Here is an 18,575-nt window from a genome sequence, read left to right on the forward strand (position 1 = left end):
GTGCTCACACCGATTGAATTTTTCCAAGATCTGGGCAACCCTGCGCTGGCCTTTTTGCCTAAAGCATTGCTGGTCGCGGTGTTGTCTTCCATCGTCTGCGGCGTGGTGGGCACGCATGTTGTGCTCCGCGGCATGGCCTTTATCGGCGACGCCGTATCACACGCCGTCTTTCCCGGTCTTGCCGTGGCATTCGCCCTACAGATTTCTGTGCTTGCTGGTGGCGCGGTCGCTGGTGTGATCGTAGCCGTCCTTATCGCGGCATTTAGCCAGCGAAGGCGGCTCAAAGAAGACTCGATTATTGGTATCTTCTTCGCCGCGGCGTTTGCGCTTGGCCTGATTATCATTTCGCGGGTGGAAGGTTATACGGCGTCGTTAACCAGTTTCCTGTTCGGTTCTATTACCGGTGTTCCGGATTCCGACGTGGTGATTGCGGCGATCGTCGGCAGCATTATCGTGCTCGTGCTCATCGTGCTAACTCCGCAGCTTGTGGCGGTGTCCTTGGATCGTGAAACCGCGCGCACCATGGGCATGCCAGTGCTGCTTCTCGACCTCGTCCTCTACCTCGCGGTGACCGCAGCCGTGGTCATTTCGATCCGAACGATCGGTAATATCCTCGTGCTGGCGCTGCTGATTACTCCCGCTGCGACGGCACGCATGCTTACAGACAAATTGAGTACCATGATGTGGCTGTCGGCGTTAGTTGGAGCTATTGGTTCGATCTTGGGGGTCTATTTATCTTGGGCTTTGGATTATCCCACAGGCGCAACTATGGTATTGGTTATCTTTTTCATTTTCCTTTGGTCTTGGATGCAATCATTGGGAACGATCAAAACTAAAAAGAAGGACTACTACCATCATGGCTAAGGTCACCAAAGTCACGTCGATGCTGTGCTGTCTAGCAATAGCATCTTTGAGTATGTTGCCAGTTTCAGCTAGTGAAAGTGCAGATCTCGACGCAACTGGACATAAAAAGGGGGAACCAGCATTTGGTGTGACAATTCCCAAAGAAACAACATACCGTGGCGCTGATGGCAAAGAAGTTGCGCATCCATGCGTCGATCGTAAAATTGGTTATCAGGGGCATTTTGATGCTCTTTACGGTACCTACAACTATCCTGTCAAAGATCCTGAGTCAGGCTCGCCCAAGCTGGAACTCATGGCTGTTGACGGCCAGCAGGTAGTGCCGCAAGAGTCTTTATGTTTTCGCCTTCCTCCAGATGCTGGAAAAGACGGTGAAGAACTATCGCGGATACGAATTCCAGATGACGAAGAATTTAGCTTCTTGGGCGAACCTGGCGATATTGTATGGTACGCACCCCAGAACATTCCGTTCGCAAACGATCATCGCCCTATTTGGGCAGGCATAGGGGCTTTTGATCCCCACCATGAGCCTAAAGGCAAGGACTCAATACCGGCGCATCTCGATAAAAACATGTATTTTGAGTTGACAAAATTTTCTGGTCCCGGTGACGTCAATGTATTTTTCAAAAATAATTCTCGGAAAGAAGTCGAGCGGATTTTCTCAAGTAACGACGAAGAGTTAAAAACCATTGAATATGAAATGGGTTCACATGGGCATTTCAACTGGACTTTTTCTAAGCCTGGTATCTACGAACTTACGTGGAAAGCCTATGTAAAAAACGGACCTTTCACTATAAAATCAGAGTCTGTACGTCAAATATGGTTAGTTGGATCCGATGAGGAAGTGGGGCTTCCGGAAGGAACCACTACAAATCTCAATAAGATTACTAAGCCGCTTGACAAAGATGCGACTAACGAACCACCGACGGATCCTAGTGAAAAGAAAAAGCCTCAACGGCCAGAGAAAGGCCACTCAGAGACACCGTCACGTAGTGCACTTGACGATTCTATAGAACGTGCTTGGAAGCTTACTGGAACTCCAAAAACTATTATCAACGATGGGCACATGGATTTAGCTCTAACTCGACCTGATAAAGAGTTTGTAACAGTAATTAATCGCGAAGGTGAGAAATACTCAAGTGGAGATGTGACGCTAACGGTTCCAGATTCTGGTGGTGATCAAGGTGGTCCCCTCGTAAAGACCAATAGCTGGAAAGATCGTATCGAAGCACAAATCTCTGGTTCGTTGCCTGACCAAGCGTGGGTGCTTCCCGAGTCACAGGATCACAAGCTTCCATGGGTTGGATTCTCAAATGAGGATTTGCCATCAGACGCACTTCTAGCAGGCTCCAAGATGACTGTATCTCTGAAAAAGGTCGAACTGCCCCACGATGGCCGGATGATTAGCTGGCATAACGGCATATCTGGAATAGATTTGCTGACAGATACCGACGATCTATCGAAGAATCTGAAGTATGGACTCCACGCGCACGACCATCAGTCCATGCTTTTCACCAAAGAGGGCGCGTATGGTCTTGAGTACTCCTTTGATATCACCACAGCATCTGGAAAACAAGAATCTTATCCTCTGCATATTTCCTATCTAGTTGGCGATGCGACTATAGCTCGAGCCAAAGAAATTTTGGCTGGTGAAAAACTTGGCGGTTCCGTGAAAAAGAAACCTCAAGAAAAAGAATCCAAGAAACCGGCATCAGTCCAAAACAAGAGCGGAAAACACAATAAAGATACTGTTGGTTCTGAATCGGCGCGGAAGCGCCAGCAGCTCGCCGCAACAAGTGGCTCGGATACAAACGGTATCTATTCATTCCATGACGGTGATGTTCAAGATGAAGCGGTAACTACCGCTGCTGAATGGCAAGAACTAGATACTTGGTGGACTCAGCTTTCTGCTTTGCTCGGAATTTTGGGCATAGTGGGTGCTTTTGTTTTGTTCCGTAAAAGTATGCGAAATAACTAAACTTAAGTAGAGGTATTGTGAAAAAGTTCGTATATAAGCTATCTGCGCTTGGTCTGGTACTAGGGATATCGATTAGCACTCCAGCAGCATGGGCGCAATCCCTAGTTTTAGAAACTGGGCACATAGATGCATTCAACGTAACGGCAGAAGACGGTGGATTAAAGCTCACTCTTAAAGAAGACGCTACTGGTCAGCATGTCCTTCATGATCCTCAGGATGTCATACTGAAAGTCAAGCAAGAAGCTATGAATGAGGACGTAGCCAAGGTAGCTGAGATTGGCAAATCTGGATACCTATTGCCAATGGCTCAAGACGCTGGGCTAATTTGGCCCGGATGGGATACACAAGGGGTTCGCGAAGGAGGCTTCAGCGCAATCGATATTAACTTCAATAAGGTGTCAGGTCCTGGTGAAGTTTATATGTTTAAAACTGGCTCTTTTGGAAGAACAGAAAGCCTGCTTGCAGGCGGTAATTACGAGGTGACCAGCGGCTCCTCGATCCACCAAGACCCACCATCTCACGTTCACACCAACTGGGTTTTCACTGAACCTGGTACATACACTATGTGCGTACAAGCTACAGGCAATGGATCTTCTTCCAACGTTGGAAAATACGTATGGCAAGTGGGTGATGGCGGTCCCAATAATGTTGCTGATTGCGAAGGCAATGCGGCTCCAGTTGCTGCACCAGCCTCAAAGGGAAAGTCGGCGCCTGCAACCTCTACAAAGAAGGCTGCGTCGACGGCTAAGAAACAGCTTCCTGATACAGGCCCCAACTTTATGACGCTTTCCTTCATCGTTCTTGGTCTCGGGTTAATGGTATTCGGTGCCGGAATGGTTCGTTTGGTGCGTGCAGGACAGTCTGGGAAATAAGTTCGTGAAAAAATTTATCGCTTTAACGGTGATGCTGGCCTTCGGAATCACTCCGCAGGCATGGGCTGATCCCGCCACGCTTGATGATGTCACCGTGGTCAACACATGGGCTGACCGCACAGGGGATCAACATCCCCTTGCTGTCATTCGCGGTGGGGTGGTCACACTCAGCGATAAAAACAGCATTGTTCAAGAAACCGATACTGAACTGATCGAGCACACCTCTGCCGAGTTCGTGGTTGTAGTTCCCGACGCTGCCAAAACCAAAGACCAGCACTGGTCACTGCCGGCAGCTGGGGAACCGGAGGACTTGGTGCGCGATAAAATGACGCGCCTCGTATTTGAGACTTCAGAAGAAAATGCTCACGCACGCCTTGGAAAAATGAGTGGTCCTGGCACCATGAAATTTGACAAGCCAGTGGACATGGCAGCACCTGGAAGCTACGCCCAAGGGGTGGAATTTGAAAAGCCCGGCCTGTATGTCGCAGAGATCATCTTGAACAACCACTCGACAGTGTGGAAATTCTATGTCGGTGATGCGCCTGCACGATTAGACTATGCGGGAATCAAACGCGGGCTTGCCGACGTCCAACAAAGCCTACGAGAGTTGACCAAGGAAATAGAGCAGGCTTCCACACCTCCTAGCGTTGTGGAAACCGAGGAACCTGAAGCTGCAGAGCCGGCTCCTGTAATACCGCAGGAGAAGCCGCAGTCGCATTCCAAACCGCAGCAAAAACCGTCGCAAAAACCGCAGCAAAAACCGTCGCAAAAACCCAAAGAAAAGAAAGTAAAAGAGAAAAAAGAGCCAAAAGAAGACAAGAAACCAGAGCGTAAACCTGCCCCCAAGTCGGAGCGGGAGAGTACAACGCATGCGAAAAAAGCGGAAGAGCAAGATGTTCGTACCGCAGCGGAAGCAATACGCAAGCGCGGCTGGTGGTCTGGTTTTCTGCTTGGGCTAGGTGCTATGGCCATGGTGGGCGGCATCGTGTTCTTTAGTCAAGCCAAAAACATGAAGAAGCAGCAAGGTAAGATCTGAGTCTATGCTTCCCACGACTCGAATCCTGTCCGTGCTACTACTCGGCTTAGGCGTTGGTCTGGTAGCCGTGGGAATTTTAGCCCCGCGATGGGTCAATACTGATGCTCGGTTGCCGCTCGACCTATCGCAGACCACTTTTACCCTCGTAGATGATCATGCACGTACACGGCTTATCAACGATGGGCGTGTGCTCGATGCAGGGGTTGTGCGCCAGTGGCACATGGATATTTTGCCGCCCACCGATGCCGATACCGCAACAGTGCGCATTGGAGTAACTGATGTGCGGAAGAGCCGACAGACAGACGTCGATCGCCTCATTCAGGCTTCCGTGTGGACGTACCCCCTCGACCGGCTCAGTGGCGAAGCACTAGCGCCTGCGACTGTGAGCGCGCAACTGGGAAGCCCCACCGAAAGCGTTCCGGTTGACGGTGCCTGGTTGAAGTTTCCTAGCGATGCCCAGCAGACCACCTATGAGGTATTCGATCCAACTCTTCGAAGCACAACGCCTGCCGTCTTTTCCGAGGAGATCGATCGGGGCGGTCGGACAATTTATCGGTATAGCCAAGAGATAAAACCGACCAATGTGGCTGAGAAATACGCCTCGGTTTTCAACACGACGCAAAAAGATGAAAACAGGCTCTACCTGTATCATTCCGGAAATCGGCAGTGGTATGTGGACCAAATTTCGGGGCTTGTGGTTGACGTGGAAGAAAATATCGAGGATTATTTCGGTGATGCCGATGGCACGCGTCGTGAAGATGCGTTGATATTCCATGGGCGAATGAGCGAGGATAACAAAGCGGCGCTCTTTGAGCAGGCGTCCGCAGTCTCCGATGGCTCCGTGGCTCGAGTGCTCTACCGCGTGGCGCTCGCCGCTGGGGCGGTGCTGAGCGTCGTTGGTCTGATGGGCGCGTTTCGCCGTCGTCCAGTTGCTTTACATTAGGGCACTTATGCTATAAGCTAGGTCGTTGCGCTGGAGCCTAAATCCAGTTAGCATGTCGACCTTGATCAGTACGGTGTAAAAAACCAATTTGACAAGGTCATTCCGTGCTATCTGGGTATGAGAGCTCCTCTGCAGACCGAATGCTCAATTACCAGCGGAAATGGTGGTCAATATTGCGGGGCCACCGCCGCGTGAGGTGCTGGAAGGACCCATCTTGGCAGTCTCCCGCCAGACCAAGGCCAACATCCCTGGGGCCCCCGAACGCAAGTCGTTCGCAAAGATTACGGAACCAATCGAGGTTCCGGGGCTTCTCGATATTCAGCTCAACTCCTTTGCTTGGTTGATTGGTACGCCTGAGTGGCGCGCCCGCCAGCAAGAAGAGCTGGGCGACTCGGTTCGCGTAACAAGCGGACTTGAAGACATCTTGGAGGAGCTATCTCCTATCCAGGATTATTCCGGAAATATGTCGCTGTCTCTTTCTGAGCCTCGCTTTGAGGACATGAAGAACACTATTGATGAGTGCAAAGACAAAGACATCAACTACTCCGCGCCACTGTATGTGACCGCAGAGTTCATCAACAACGAAACCCAAGAGATCAAATCGCAGACCGTATTCATCGGCGACTTCCCGATGATGACGGACAAGGGCACGTTCATTGTGAACGGTACCGAGCGTGTTGTTGTCTCTCAGCTGGTTCGTTCTCCTGGCGTGTACTTTGATCAGACGATCGATAAGTCCACCGAGCGTCCACTGCACTCCGTGAAGGTCATTCCTTCCCGCGGTGCATGGCTCGAGTTCGACGTGGATAAGCGTGACACCGTTGGTGTGCGTATCGACCGCAAGCGTCGTCAGCCTGTGACCGTCTTGCTCAAGGCCCTTGGTTGGACCACTGAGCAGATCACGGAGCGCTTCGGCTTCTCTGAGATCATGATGTCCACCCTCGAGTCCGACGGTGTATCTAACACCGACGAGGCTTTGCTGGAAATCTACCGCAAGCAGCGTCCAGGTGAGCAGCCTACCCGCGACTTGGCACAGTCCCTGCTGGACAACTCTTTCTTCCGTGCAAAGCGCTACGACCTAGCAAAGGTGGGCCGCTACAAGGTCAACCGCAAGCTGGGCTTGGGTGGCGACAACGAGGGCCTCATGACCCTCACTGAAGAAGACATCGCAACCACCTTGGAGTACTTGGTACGCCTGCACGCAGGTGAAACCACCATGACGTCGCCAACCGGCGAGGTCATCCCAGTGGAAACCGATGACATCGACCACTTTGGTAACCGTCGTCTGCGTACCGTCGGCGAGCTGATCCAAAACCAGGTCCGTGTGGGACTTTCTCGCATGGAGCGCGTTGTTCGCGAGCGCATGACCACTCAGGATGCTGAGTCGATCACCCCTACCTCGCTGATCAACGTTCGCCCTGTTTCTGCCGCCATCCGCGAGTTCTTCGGAACCTCGCAGCTGTCGCAGTTCATGGACCAGAACAACTCTTTGTCCGGTCTGACCCACAAGCGTCGTCTCTCCGCACTGGGCCCAGGCGGCCTGTCGCGTGAGCGCGCCGGCATTGAGGTCCGAGACGTTCACGCTTCTCACTACGGCCGTATGTGCCCAATTGAGACTCCGGAAGGTCCAAACATTGGTCTGATCGGTTCGCTTGCGTCCTACGCTCGCGTCAACGCCTTCGGCTTCATCGAAACGCCATACCGCAAGGTAGAAAACGGCGTTCTGACTGACCAGATCGACTACCTGACCGCTGATGAGGAAGATCGCTTCGTCGTCGCGCAGGCAAACGTCGAGCATGACGCTGACGGCAAAATCACCGCAGACAGCGTAACCGTGCGTGTGAAGAACGGCGACATCCAGGTCGTCGCACCGGAATCCGTCGATTACCTCGACGTTTCGCCACGTCAGATGGTTTCCGTGGCAACCGCCATGATTCCATTCCTCGAGCACGACGACGCTAACCGTGCCTTGATGGGTGCGAACATGCAGCGTCAGGCTGTCCCACTCGTGCGTTCTGAGGCACCATTCGTTGGCACCGGTATGGAGCGCGCAGCTGCCTACGATGCTGGTGACTTGATCATCAACAAGAAGGGCGGCGTGGTTGAAAACGTCTCCGCAGACATCATCACCGTGATGGCTGACGACGGAACCCGCGAAACCTACATCCTGCGTAAGTTCGAGCGCACCAACCAGGGCACCTGCTACAACCAGACGCCGCTGGTAAACATCGGCGATCGTGTTGAGGCCGGTCAGGTTCTCGCCGACGGCCCAGGTACGCACAACGGCGAAATGTCCCTCGGACGCAACCTCCTCGTAGCTTTCATGCCATGGGAAGGCCACAACTACGAGGACGCTATTATCCTGAACCAGCGCGTGGTCGAAGAGGATATCCTCACCTCGATCCACATCGAAGAACATGAGATCGATGCTCGCGACACCAAGCTGGGACCTGAGGAAATCACCCGCGAGATCCCGAACGTTTCCGAAGACGTGCTCAAGGATCTCGACGAGCGCGGTATCGTTCGCATCGGTGCGGACGTTCGCGACGGCGACATCCTCGTCGGTAAGGTCACCCCGAAGGGTGAAACCGAGCTGACCCCTGAAGAGCGTCTGCTTCGTGCCATCTTCGGCGAGAAGGCACGCGAAGTCCGCGACACCTCCATGAAAGTACCTCACGGTGAAACCGGTAAGGTCATCGGCGTTCGCCGCTTCTCGCGTGACGACGATGACGATCTCGCACCAGGCGTCAACGAGATGATTCGCGTCTACGTTGCCCAAAAGCGCAAGATCCAAGACGGCGACAAGCTCGCTGGTCGCCACGGCAACAAGGGTGTCGTGGGCAAGATCCTGCCTCAGGAAGATATGCCATTCATGCCAGACGGCACCCCAGTGGACATCATCCTGAACACCCACGGTGTGCCTCGTCGTATGAACATCGGCCAGGTGCTCGAGGTTCACTTGGGCTGGTTGGCCGCTGCCGGTTGGAAGATCGACACCGAAGACCCAGCAAACGCTGAATTGCTCAAGACCCTCCCAGAGGATCTCTACGACTTCCCAGCTGGTTCACTGACCGCAACCCCAGTGTTCGACGGTGCTACCAACGAGGAAATCGCAGGTCTGTTGGGCAATTCTCGTCCAAACCGCGACGGCGATGTCATGGTCGACGAAAACGGCAAGGCTACGCTGTTCGACGGCCGCTCCGGCGAACCATTCCCATACCCAGTGTCTGTTGGCTACATGTACATCCTGAAGCTGCACCACTTGGTTGATGAGAAGATCCACGCACGTTCCACCGGTCCTTACTCCATGATTACCCAGCAGCCACTGGGCGGTAAGGCACAGTTCGGTGGTCAGCGCTTCGGCGAGATGGAGGTGTGGGCAATGCAGGCATACGGCGCTGCCTACACCCTGCAGGAACTCCTGACCATCAAGTCTGACGACGTGGTTGGCCGCGTCAAGGTGTACGAGGCCATTGTGAAGGGCGAAAATATTCCGGATCCTGGTATCCCAGAGTCCTTCAAGGTGCTCCTAAAAGAGCTCCAGTCGCTGTGCTTGAACGTGGAGGTTCTCTCCGCAGACGGCACCCCGATGGAGTTGTCTGGATCGGATGACGACGAGTTCGATCAGGCCGGTGCCTCCTTGGGCATCAACCTGTCGCGCGACGAGCGTTCCGACGCAGACATCGCCTAACGCCAGGCAAGAAACTACAGAATCAGCACTAAACGAAAGGGAGTTACGTGATCGACGTCAACTTCTTCGACGAGCTTCGAATCGGCCTGGCCACTGCCGACGACATCCGCCGTTGGTCCAAGGGCGAGGTTAAGAAGCCGGAGACCATTAACTACCGCACCCTGAAGCCAGAAAAGGACGGCCTTTTCTGCGAGCGCATCTTCGGTCCAACCCGTGACTGGGAGTGTGCCTGCGGTAAGTACAAGCGTGTCCGCTACAAGGGCATCATCTGTGAGCGCTGTGGCGTTGAGGTGACCAAGTCTAAGGTTCGCCGTGAGCGCATGGGCCACATTGAGTTGGCTGCACCAGTGACTCACATCTGGTACTTCAAGGGTGTTCCATCCCGCTTGGGCTACCTGCTGGACTTGGCTCCAAAGGATCTTGAGCGCATCATCTACTTCGCAGCTAACATCATCACCAGTGTTGATGATGAGGCTCGCCACGCTGACCAGACCACTTTGGAAGCAGAAATGCTTCTGGAGAAGAAGGACGTCGAGGCGGACATGGAGTCCGAAATCGCCGAGCGTGCCGCCAAGCTGGAAGAAGACCTTGCAGAACTCGAAGCAGCCGGCGCTAAAGCCGACGCTCGCAACAAGGTCAAGAAGGCTGCCGAGAAGGAAATGCAGCACATCCGCGAGCGCGCGGAGCGTGAGATCGACCGCCTTGAGGAGATCTGGCAGACCTTCATCAAGCTTGCTCCTAAGCAGATGATCATCGATGAGACCATCTACGAAGAGCTTGTGGACCGCTACGAGGATTACTTCACCGGCGGCATGGGCGCAGAGGCTATCCAGACCCTGATCCGCAACTTCGATCTTGACGCCGAGGCTGAGGAACTACGCGAGATCATCAACAACGGCAAGGGCCAGAAGAAGATGCGTGCCCTGAAGCGTCTGAAGGTTGTTGCAGCCTTCCAGCGTTCAGGTAACGACCCAGCTGGCATGGTTTTGGATTGCATTCCTGTGATCCCACCAGAGCTTCGCCCCATGGTGCAGCTCGACGGTGGCCGCTTTGCAACCTCCGACCTCAACGACCTATACCGTCGTGTGATCAACCGCAACAACCGCCTCAAGCGCATGATTGAACTCGGTGCCCCTGAGATCATCGTGAACAACGAGAAGCGCATGTTGCAGGAATCCGTGGACGCGTTGTTCGACAACGGCCGCCGCGGTCGTCCAGTCACCGGTCCTGGTAACCGTCCACTGAAGTCCCTGTCTGACTTGCTCAAGGGCAAGCAGGGCCGCTTCCGTCAGAACTTGCTGGGTAAGCGTGTCGACTACTCCGGTCGTTCCGTTATTATCGTTGGTCCTCAGCTCAAGCTCCACGAGTGTGGTCTGCCTAAACTGATGGCTCTCGAGCTGTTCAAGCCGTTCGTGATGAAGCGCCTCGTGGAAAACGACTACGCGCAGAACATCAAGTCGGCAAAGCGCATGGTGGAACGCCAGCGTCCAGAGGTGTGGGACGTCCTCGAAGAGGCAATTTCCGAGCACCCAGTGATGCTCAACCGTGCACCTACCCTGCACCGCCTGGGTATTCAGGCATTCGAGCCAAAGCTTGTCGAGGGTAAAGCAATTCAGCTGCACCCATTGGCATGTGAAGCCTTCAACGCCGACTTCGACGGTGACCAGATGGCAGTCCACCTGCCACTGTCCGCTGAGGCTCAGGCAGAAGCTCGCATCCTCATGCTGGCCTCGAACAACATTCTTTCCCCTGCATCGGGTAAGCCACTTGCCATGCCACGTCTGGACATGGTGACCGGCCTGTACTACCTGACCATGGACAAGGACGAAAACGAGATCGGTGGCCAGGGCGCATACGCTCCAGCAACCGAAGAAGGACCAGCACAGGGCGTGTACTCGTCTTATGCTGAGGCCATCATGGCTCGTGACCGCGGCGTTCTTGGCCTGCAGGCTAAGATCAAGGTGCGTATTTCTCACCTGCGTCCACCAGTAGACATCGAGGCTGAGCAGTTCCCAGAGGGCTGGAACAAGGGCGATGTTTGGTTGGCAGACACCACCTTGGGTCGCATCATGTTCAACGAACTGCTGCCTTGGAACTACCCATACCTTGAAGGTGTGATGGTTCGTAAGGGTGGCGGCACCGGCAAGATCATGCTCGGTGACGTGATTAACGACCTCGCAGCAACCTACCCAATGATCACTGTTGCTCAGACGATGGACAAGATGAAGGATGCCGGTTTCTACTGGGCAACCCGTTCTGGCGTGACCATCACCATGTCTGACGTGCTCGTTCTTCCTAACAAGGAAGAAATCCTTGACCGCTACGAGGCCGAGGCACGCAAGATTGAGCGCAAGTACTGGGAGCAGGGTGCTCTGACCGAGCGCGAGCGTTACGACCGCCTCGTTGAGCTGTGGAAGGACGCTACCGACGAGGTTGGTAACGCCGTCGAGAAGCTCTACCCAGACGACAACCCAATTCCAATGATCGTGAAGTCGGGTGCTGCCGGTAACATGCGTCAGATCTGGACGCTTGCTGGTATGAAGGGCATGGTTGTGAACTCGAAGGGTGACTACATCACCCGCCCGATTAAGACCTCCTTCCGTGAAGGCCTGTCGGTTCTCGAGTACTTCAACAACTCCCACGGTTCCCGTAAGGGTCTGGCCGATACCGCTCTGCGTACCGCAGACTCCGGTTACCTCACCCGTCGTCTCGTCGACGTGGCACAGGACGTTATCGTCCGCGAAGACGACTGTGGCACCAAGCAGGGCATTCGTGTTCCTGTAGCCGTTGAAGTCAAGGACGCTGAGGGCAACGTGACCGGTTACACCGGACACAGCCTGATCGAAACCTCCGTGGCCGGTCGTGTGGCAGCTACCGCAGTCAAGGACGCCGAAGGCAACGTCATGGTCGAGCCAGGTGAGAACCTGACCGATCAGCTTATCGACGAGCTCATCGCCGCTGGAGTCAAGGAAGTCAAGGTCCGCTCGGTCTTGACTTGCCAGACCCCAACCGGTGTGTGCGCAAAGTGCTACGGCAAGTCCATGGCAACCGGCAAGCTGGTCGACATCGGAGAAGCAGTCGGTATTGTGGCTGCACAGTCGATTGGTGAGCCTGGTACCCAGCTGACAATGCGTACGTTCCACCAGGGTGGTGTCGGTGGCGACATTACCGGTGGTCTGCCTCGTGTCCAGGAGCTCTTCGAGGCTCGTGTTCCTAAGAACCGTGCACCGATCGCTTCTGTCGCAGGTACCGTCCACCTTGATGACGAAGGCAACTTCTACACCCTGACCATCAACCCAGACGATGGATCTGACGTTGTGGTCTACGAGAAGCTGTCGAAGCGTCAGGGCTTGGCAACTGTCCGCGTTCCAATGGAATCCAACCCAGGTGCCATGATCGAGCGCACCTTGGCCGAGGGTGACCATGTTGAGATTGGCGACCGCCTGCTGCGCGGCCCTGCCGATCCACATGATGTACTCGAGGTTCTGGGTCGCCGTGGTGTTGAGCAGCACCTTGTCGACGAGGTGCAGGACGTCTACCGTGCCCAGGGTGTGGCTATTCACGATAAGCACATCGAAATCATCATTCGACAGATGCTGCGTCGCGGAACCGTCATCGAGTCTGGTTCCACCGAGTTCCTCCCAGGTACGCTGGTGGATCTGTCCGAGGCTAAAGCTGCAAACGCTGAGGCATTGGCAAACGGTGGCCAGCCAGCAGAGCTTCGCTCCGAGATCATGGGTATCACCAAGGCTTCCTTGGCAACCGAGTCGTGGCTATCCGCCGCATCGTTCCAGGAAACCACTCGTGTGCTTACCGACGCCGCTATCAACAAGCGCTCCGACAAGCTGATCGGCCTGAAGGAGAACGTGATCATCGGTAAGCTGATCCCAGCTGGTACCGGTATCTCTCGTTACCGCAACATCTCCGTGAAGCCAACGGAGGCTGCACGAAATGCCGCATACTCGATCCCAACATATGGTGATTCGATCTACGGTGATGATGGCTACGGTGAGTTCACCGGAGCTTCGGTTCCACTGGATGAGGCATACGACCTCTAAAACCGGCCGAACCCGCAATTTCGGTCTGTTGTAGAAGCGCCGCCTAGTTTTTCTAGGCGGCGCTTCTTTTTATAAGTTGAACAGTTGTGAATAAGCAGAAAAATATGCTGTGGTTTAGTATCCTGCCAGCAATAGCGGTTATTGATCTGTTTTACCCCTAGGTATATGTTTATACGGTTATAGGCAACCTGTGGAAATAGGTAAACCTGCTGGTCAAACCCTGTGGGATGCTTTGGCAATGTTAGTCGAGTCTTTTCTCGGCTTGTTCACACTGAGGGCGCGCCTTCAAGACTGGCGGTGATACCGTTTTGACTAACTCTTATGCATAGCATCAAATATGTTTGTTGGTGTTGTGTGATGGAGAATTTGACCTGTGTTTCCTTCTTTTAGTACCACAACACGGTCAGCTGATGCTGCAATATCCAGATCATGTGTGACCATAACTAGAGAAGTTCTCTTGGTGACCGTTTCTTGAAGTAGTTTTAGGATAATTGCGCTGGTTGTAACGTCTAGTGCTCCGGTCGGTTCGTCGGCAAAGAGTATCTGGGGAGATCTGACAAGAGAACGTGCGATAGCTACGCGTTGCTGTTGTCCTCCGGATAATTGGTTTGGATACTTATTGCCAGCTCCTGACAGCCCCACTTTTTCAAGAACTGAGTCGATTTCGCGTTTTTTGGGGTTTCGGCCAGCAAGCTTTGAAGGAAGCCGGATGTTGTCGGCGACCGTCAGGGAGCTAATGAGGTTTAAGTCTTGAAAGATGAAACTTGCGTGATTTCTCCTGATCTCAGCGACTTTTCGTGGCGAGGTGGCGGTGATTTTCTGATTGGCTAGGTAGATAGATCCTTCATCGGGTGCGAGTAATCCACTTAAGCAGTACAGTAATGTAGATTTTCCTGAACCAGATTTTCCGACAATTGCAACAGATTCTCCAGGTAAAATAGTGAGATCAATTCCCTTGAGAACTGTTACTTTCTGACTACCTTTACCGAAGCTTTTCTTCACTCCGGTGGCTGTGATGAGTGTTGGCATTATTTACTCCCCAGTACGACGGTTATGGATTCTTTTCGGAAACCTGTGCTTGTCACGGTAAGCAGCATGAGCAGTGTGAGTGACATGCCAAATGTGATAACCCCGGTAGCCGCCCAACTTGGTAATGAAACTTGTGCGGAGGGAATTGGTCCCGATGAAAAAGCAGCGACCATTGCAAGTTCGTTAGCGATGATTATGAAATAAGCGCAGAATAGTGAGATAAACGCATAAACGACGGTCTCAAACAGTGCTTTTGTATAAGCTGCGCTCCGAGTGGAACCGGACACAATCAAGAGTGCATTATCTTGCTCTCTGTTTGAGGCCGTCGCAAAGACGATTGATGATGCCGATACGCATGCCGCAATGATAGGACCTGCGAGTAATAATGCCATTTGCTCAGGTGGGGCAGAGACGGAGCTAGAAGCCCCGCTAACTGTTTCGAGAATATCTTTAAGTTTCGATACCCACGATGTCATTACCCCAACAGCGGAGGCTGCGAGACTAATTGGCATGACAAGCGCTTTAGTTAGTGCAGGGCGCGCGGAGGCTTCCCTAGCGGCTAGAAAAAAGGAAACTTTGCCAGGACATAGTTGAATTAGTGCGACAAGTGCACGGATTAAGAATGGGCCAAGGAATGCAAAAACAAGACAAAGTAGTATGCCCATGCCTGGGTAGATTGTGACGAAATCACCGATTTCCTGAGGATCGGTAAGTTCGGTTCGGTTTCCAATCGCAGAATAGATTGCGATGATTCCAACGAGGAACGCCACCCCGAGCGTAGTTGTGAATATGTAGCCTTTGACTGAACCGCGCTTTGTCTCGAAAGATGAGGAGGCTTTAACGCCAGTAATAAGATCACCGCGTACAATTTTTCGAGATGAGCTAATTCCAGCCAAAATGCTAACGATGACGGTAATGGCTATGCCGATAGAAATGGCGGGAGCTGGGATATTGTGCTCGAGAACGCTACTGTAAGGGAGCCCACTGTGTCCTACGAAGCTTGCGTAGCTTGGCCAGATTATGATCGTGATTATCGTACCGACCACAGCTGATGCGGCGGTAACTAACACTACTTCCGTGAAGAGGATTGCAAGTGCTGTGGGAGGTAGAAGCCCAGCTATTTGCCAAAGCGCAACTTCACGTTGCTGTAAGCGAATACATGTGTCTACAACTAAGTGGAATGAAGCGAGGCCTGTAAGTACACTGAACGCGAGTGCAACTCCTCCCATGCTTATATATGCCTGCTGGGCATCTCCAGATACGGCAGCGCCGGCAACTATGAGGGCGACATTGAGGGTGAGAACGACCGAAAGGGCGATGGAAGAAACAAGTAGAGCGATCCATGACGCTATTCCCTTACGTACGGAGTTTAAAGCGATTTTGAAGATCATATGTGTGCCTCCGTTAAGATGTCGCAAATCAGCCAAATGATTCGCGCGGTATATATAACCGCAACACCATAGCTGATAATAATAATGGCTCGTACTAAGAGTGAGTTATCTTTGAATGATTTTGCTTCCCTTTGGTTGACTAGGACTAGCAGAGACTTAAAACCATCCGAGTTAAGTATGGGGATACAGTTATAAGCCATAGCAATGGCATACCAAGAAAACACGAACAGCCAATCTCTCTCTAAGAGGTCTGCCCAGAGCATTCCAAAAGCTATAACGGTAATGATTGCGTTGGTAACGATCCCGATAGAATGAACAACGTAGCGATCCGTGCGAACGAGAAGGTGGGAGTCGTTCATTCTCACGTAAAAAGCGGGAAATACTCCGTAATTAAGCTTAAATCCAACCTTATCTGGAGATCTTCCCATCAGCCTGAATACTGCATAGTGGCCAGCCTCGTGAATGGCTATCTGGCAGGAGGCGTAGCCAATGAGTATCGCAAAATTGTGCCAGCCCAGTTGTGATAAGTCCACCTGATGCGCTCCCCAAATGCCTAATGCAGTAGAGGATACAATGAGGGAAATCGAAAGCAGTAAATAAACTGTAAAAACTGGTTTGCTCACAATAGGTGAGGTTTCTGTAAAAGGAAGGTTTTTGCCTGCGGAGAGAGGCGCCTGAACGATCCTTTTTGTAGACAGATCTTTAATGACTAGAACATTTCCTTCTTTAAGTATCTCGAAAGAATCGTTTTTGTATCTTTGAGTCATGGGCTTATTTCGAGATACTTGTGTATTCGTTTGAAACGATAGACACTACAGCTTTCAGCGTGTGTGGATTTGAGAAGAGGATTTGGCACATTTCACATGCGTCGACATAACTGCGGTCAATGTAGGAAATATCCAGAACCCTTTCTTCGATGCATCGCTCAAAGAGCCATTTGAAACCTTTTTGTCGGATCGCGGCAAAAAGAAGATTTCTCTCGATACTGGAAACTGCGCGTTCTACGGGAAGATCTTCTGCCTTTCCAAAGGTGAGACCTGTGGTAAAGACCGTGGGGGAGCAACAAGGATAGACTTTGCCGTCGTAGTGGTAGGTGGGTTCAAAACCCGGACAGGTTAGATTGTCTTCTATACGATGGCGGCGAATGATTGATTCTTCAGGGTATTGTTCCGCTGCTCCCACTCGTTGAATGGGGAACTTAATCACTTTGACTCCCATGAGCGATTCTCCAAGCGCCGCTAGAATCCTATCGGAAGAGAAGTTTTTAGATACCGCAACATTAATTGCGATTGGTACCCTCACACTCAAGTTGGCATCGAGGATATTTTTGACTTTCTCTACCTTGAGGAGATCTTGATGGAAATCATCGAAGCTGATCTTTAGAGCGCAAAGACCTGCTTCTTTTAGCTCAAAAAGTGTTTCCTCAGCTCGTTTCTTATTTTGTCCCCAGAACCCATTAGTTACTAAGGTTGCGGCTTTCCCATAGGATTTAGCAACGCGAAGTACTTCCAGTACTAAAGGTTTACGCAAGAGAGCTTCCCCGCCGCTCAATGAAATTGTGTCGATAGCGGGGGTTTCACAACCTTCCTTAACGATTCGAAGAATCTGTTCATCTGTGAGATGTTCCTCGGCCTGAGGGGTGGAAGAAAAACAACAGTGTCCGCATCTAATGTTGCATTTCCTGTCAATAACTATGCCAAGGGCTACCATGTTGCGCCTAATTCACTCAAAGTGGAGATTACTAAAAAGGGGAAGGAAGGGATGGATACTTTCCATTCCCTCCCTTGTGTGTCGGAATTACCAGTGCAGGATGGTTCCTCCGGTAACGAAATAGCCCAAATCGTCCTGATCTGCGAGATCAATGACGGCATCATTCTGGATGAGGGAGTTGATAGAATCCATTACGGCTCCTTGTGAGATGAGATGAAACTGAGAGTAGGAAACAATCCTATTCTGCGTCAGTTTTGACTCGGCGAGTCGTTAATCAGATTAATACAAACGCTTGTCGTTTTTGTTTAAATCGCAAATTTGTTGCTTCCTGAGAGTGGGAAATTTTTGGTGGAACTCAAGTAAGGCTAGCTGTTAAGTTGATTCATGCACTACAAGCATGAGAATTATTCATGAGGGAGAAGTTTTCTATACAAGTTTTTCGTTCGAGTATGTTTTTGAACGCTGTCTAATTCCACCTATTTGGGTGTGTTTTGGCAAGAAAATATTTTCCTGTCTTGAGTGTTACCTTTCTAACAATTTAGCTTTATAGCTTTATCTATTTCTAGGTATGTAGTATTAGATGGATTTTTGGTAGTTGGTTACCTTCTTTATGGTCTCTGTGCTCCCACTGTTTCTGCTGCTTCTGCGTTGGCACCCGATAAAATTGCACAACCAAGACTGAAGTGCCCCAGGTTTTGTTCCGTTTGGGTAGATGGGAAAATCTTCGAACATGCCTAGAAAATTTGACCAGGAAGCGAAGGGCCGCGTTGTCCGCCTCGTGGAAGATCGCATCCTGGCGGAGAATATTTCCATGCAGGCAGCGTGCAAGTTCGTGGCTCCAAAGCTTGGAGTTTCGTGGCACACGGCGAGGCAATGGACGCAAGCCCGCTCGGCGTGAGGGGCGCGTTACTGAACGGTTGCCTGAGGACCTTGCTGCACCTTGTAAGCCCACCGTCACGCGCCACTAACGCATACGGGTCTACCGGTCGATAAAAATCGCCCAGTA

The 18,575-nt window shown here is 52.0% G+C and carries 11 protein-coding genes and 1 pseudogene; 8 read left to right on the forward strand and 4 right to left on the reverse strand.

Annotation, left to right across the window (positions count from 1 at the left end; translation table 11 throughout):
* The 7 genes from AT687_RS01770 (at position 1) to AT687_RS01800 (ending at position 13,439) form a co-directional block, all read left to right on the forward strand.
* The gene (locus AT687_RS01770) at positions 1-864 is read left to right on the forward strand and encodes an anchored repeat-type ABC transporter permease subunit (RefSeq protein ID WP_014318632.1); all 864 of its coding nucleotides are present in this window, start codon (positions 1-3) and stop codon (positions 862-864) included.
* Positions 857-2,839 carry a choice-of-anchor M domain-containing protein gene (locus tag AT687_RS01775; RefSeq protein ID WP_014318633.1) on the forward strand — a complete coding sequence of 661 codons (1,983 nt, stop codon included), beginning with the start codon at positions 857-859 and terminating at the stop codon, positions 2,837-2,839. Before AT687_RS01770 ends, AT687_RS01775 begins: the two co-directional genes overlap by 8 nt.
* Before the next feature lie 17 nt (positions 2,840-2,856).
* The gene (locus AT687_RS01780) at positions 2,857-3,711 is read left to right on the forward strand and encodes a choice-of-anchor M domain-containing protein (RefSeq protein WP_014318634.1); all 855 of its coding nucleotides are present in this window, start codon (positions 2,857-2,859) and stop codon (positions 3,709-3,711) included.
* Between the two features lie 4 nt (positions 3,712-3,715).
* Positions 3,716-4,747, forward strand: a complete 1,032-nt coding sequence (locus AT687_RS01785; RefSeq protein ID WP_014318635.1) for a hypothetical protein — start codon at positions 3,716-3,718, stop codon at positions 4,745-4,747.
* Positions 4,748-4,751: 4 nt separating this feature from the next.
* Positions 4,752-5,690, forward strand: coding sequence for a cell envelope lipid trafficking protein PgfA (gene pgfA, locus AT687_RS01790; protein ID WP_014318636.1), 939 nt, complete (start codon positions 4,752-4,754; stop codon positions 5,688-5,690).
* 196 nt (positions 5,691-5,886) lie between these two features.
* Positions 5,887-9,381 carry a DNA-directed RNA polymerase subunit beta gene (gene rpoB, locus AT687_RS01795; RefSeq protein ID WP_021334853.1) on the forward strand — a complete coding sequence of 1,165 codons (3,495 nt, stop codon included), beginning with the start codon at positions 5,887-5,889 and terminating at the stop codon, positions 9,379-9,381.
* A 47-nt stretch (positions 9,382-9,428) separates the two neighbouring features.
* Positions 9,429-13,439, forward strand: coding sequence for a DNA-directed RNA polymerase subunit beta' (locus tag AT687_RS01800; protein WP_021334854.1), 4,011 nt, complete (start codon positions 9,429-9,431; stop codon positions 13,437-13,439).
* A gap of 312 nt (positions 13,440-13,751) precedes the next feature.
* Here the strand turns inward: AT687_RS01800 and AT687_RS01805 are convergent, their stop codons facing one another.
* Genes AT687_RS01805 through AT687_RS01820 form a run of 4 tightly spaced genes read right to left on the reverse strand, consistent with a single transcriptional unit; the run spans position 13,752 to position 17,569 of the window.
* The gene (locus AT687_RS01805) at positions 13,752-14,468 is read right to left on the reverse strand and encodes an ABC transporter ATP-binding protein (protein ID WP_014318639.1); all 717 of its coding nucleotides are present in this window, start codon (positions 14,466-14,468) and stop codon (positions 13,752-13,754) included.
* Entirely contained in the window at positions 14,468-15,859 is a 1,392-nt protein-coding gene (locus tag AT687_RS01810; protein WP_004566678.1) for an FtsX-like permease family protein, read from the reverse strand. Before AT687_RS01810 ends, AT687_RS01805 begins: the two co-directional genes overlap by 1 nt.
* Complete coding sequence (locus AT687_RS01815) at positions 15,856-16,626, reverse strand: hypothetical protein (protein WP_004566679.1); 771 nt, start codon at positions 16,624-16,626, stop codon at positions 15,856-15,858. The genes AT687_RS01810 and AT687_RS01815 overlap by 4 nt, the downstream gene beginning before the upstream one ends.
* 4 nt (positions 16,627-16,630) lie before the next feature.
* A complete protein-coding gene (locus AT687_RS01820) occupies positions 16,631-17,569 on the reverse strand; it encodes a radical SAM protein (RefSeq protein WP_004566682.1) in 939 nt (312 codons plus the stop codon).
* Between the two features lie 683 nt (positions 17,570-18,252).
* Between AT687_RS01820 and AT687_RS12820 the strand changes: the two are divergent.
* A pseudogene (locus AT687_RS12820) lies at positions 18,253-18,467 on the forward strand (hypothetical protein).
* Positions 18,468-18,575: the final 108 nt, after the last annotated feature.

Source organism: Corynebacterium diphtheriae, assembly GCF_001457455.1.
GTDB lineage: Bacteria > Actinomycetota > Actinomycetes > Mycobacteriales > Mycobacteriaceae > Corynebacterium > Corynebacterium diphtheriae.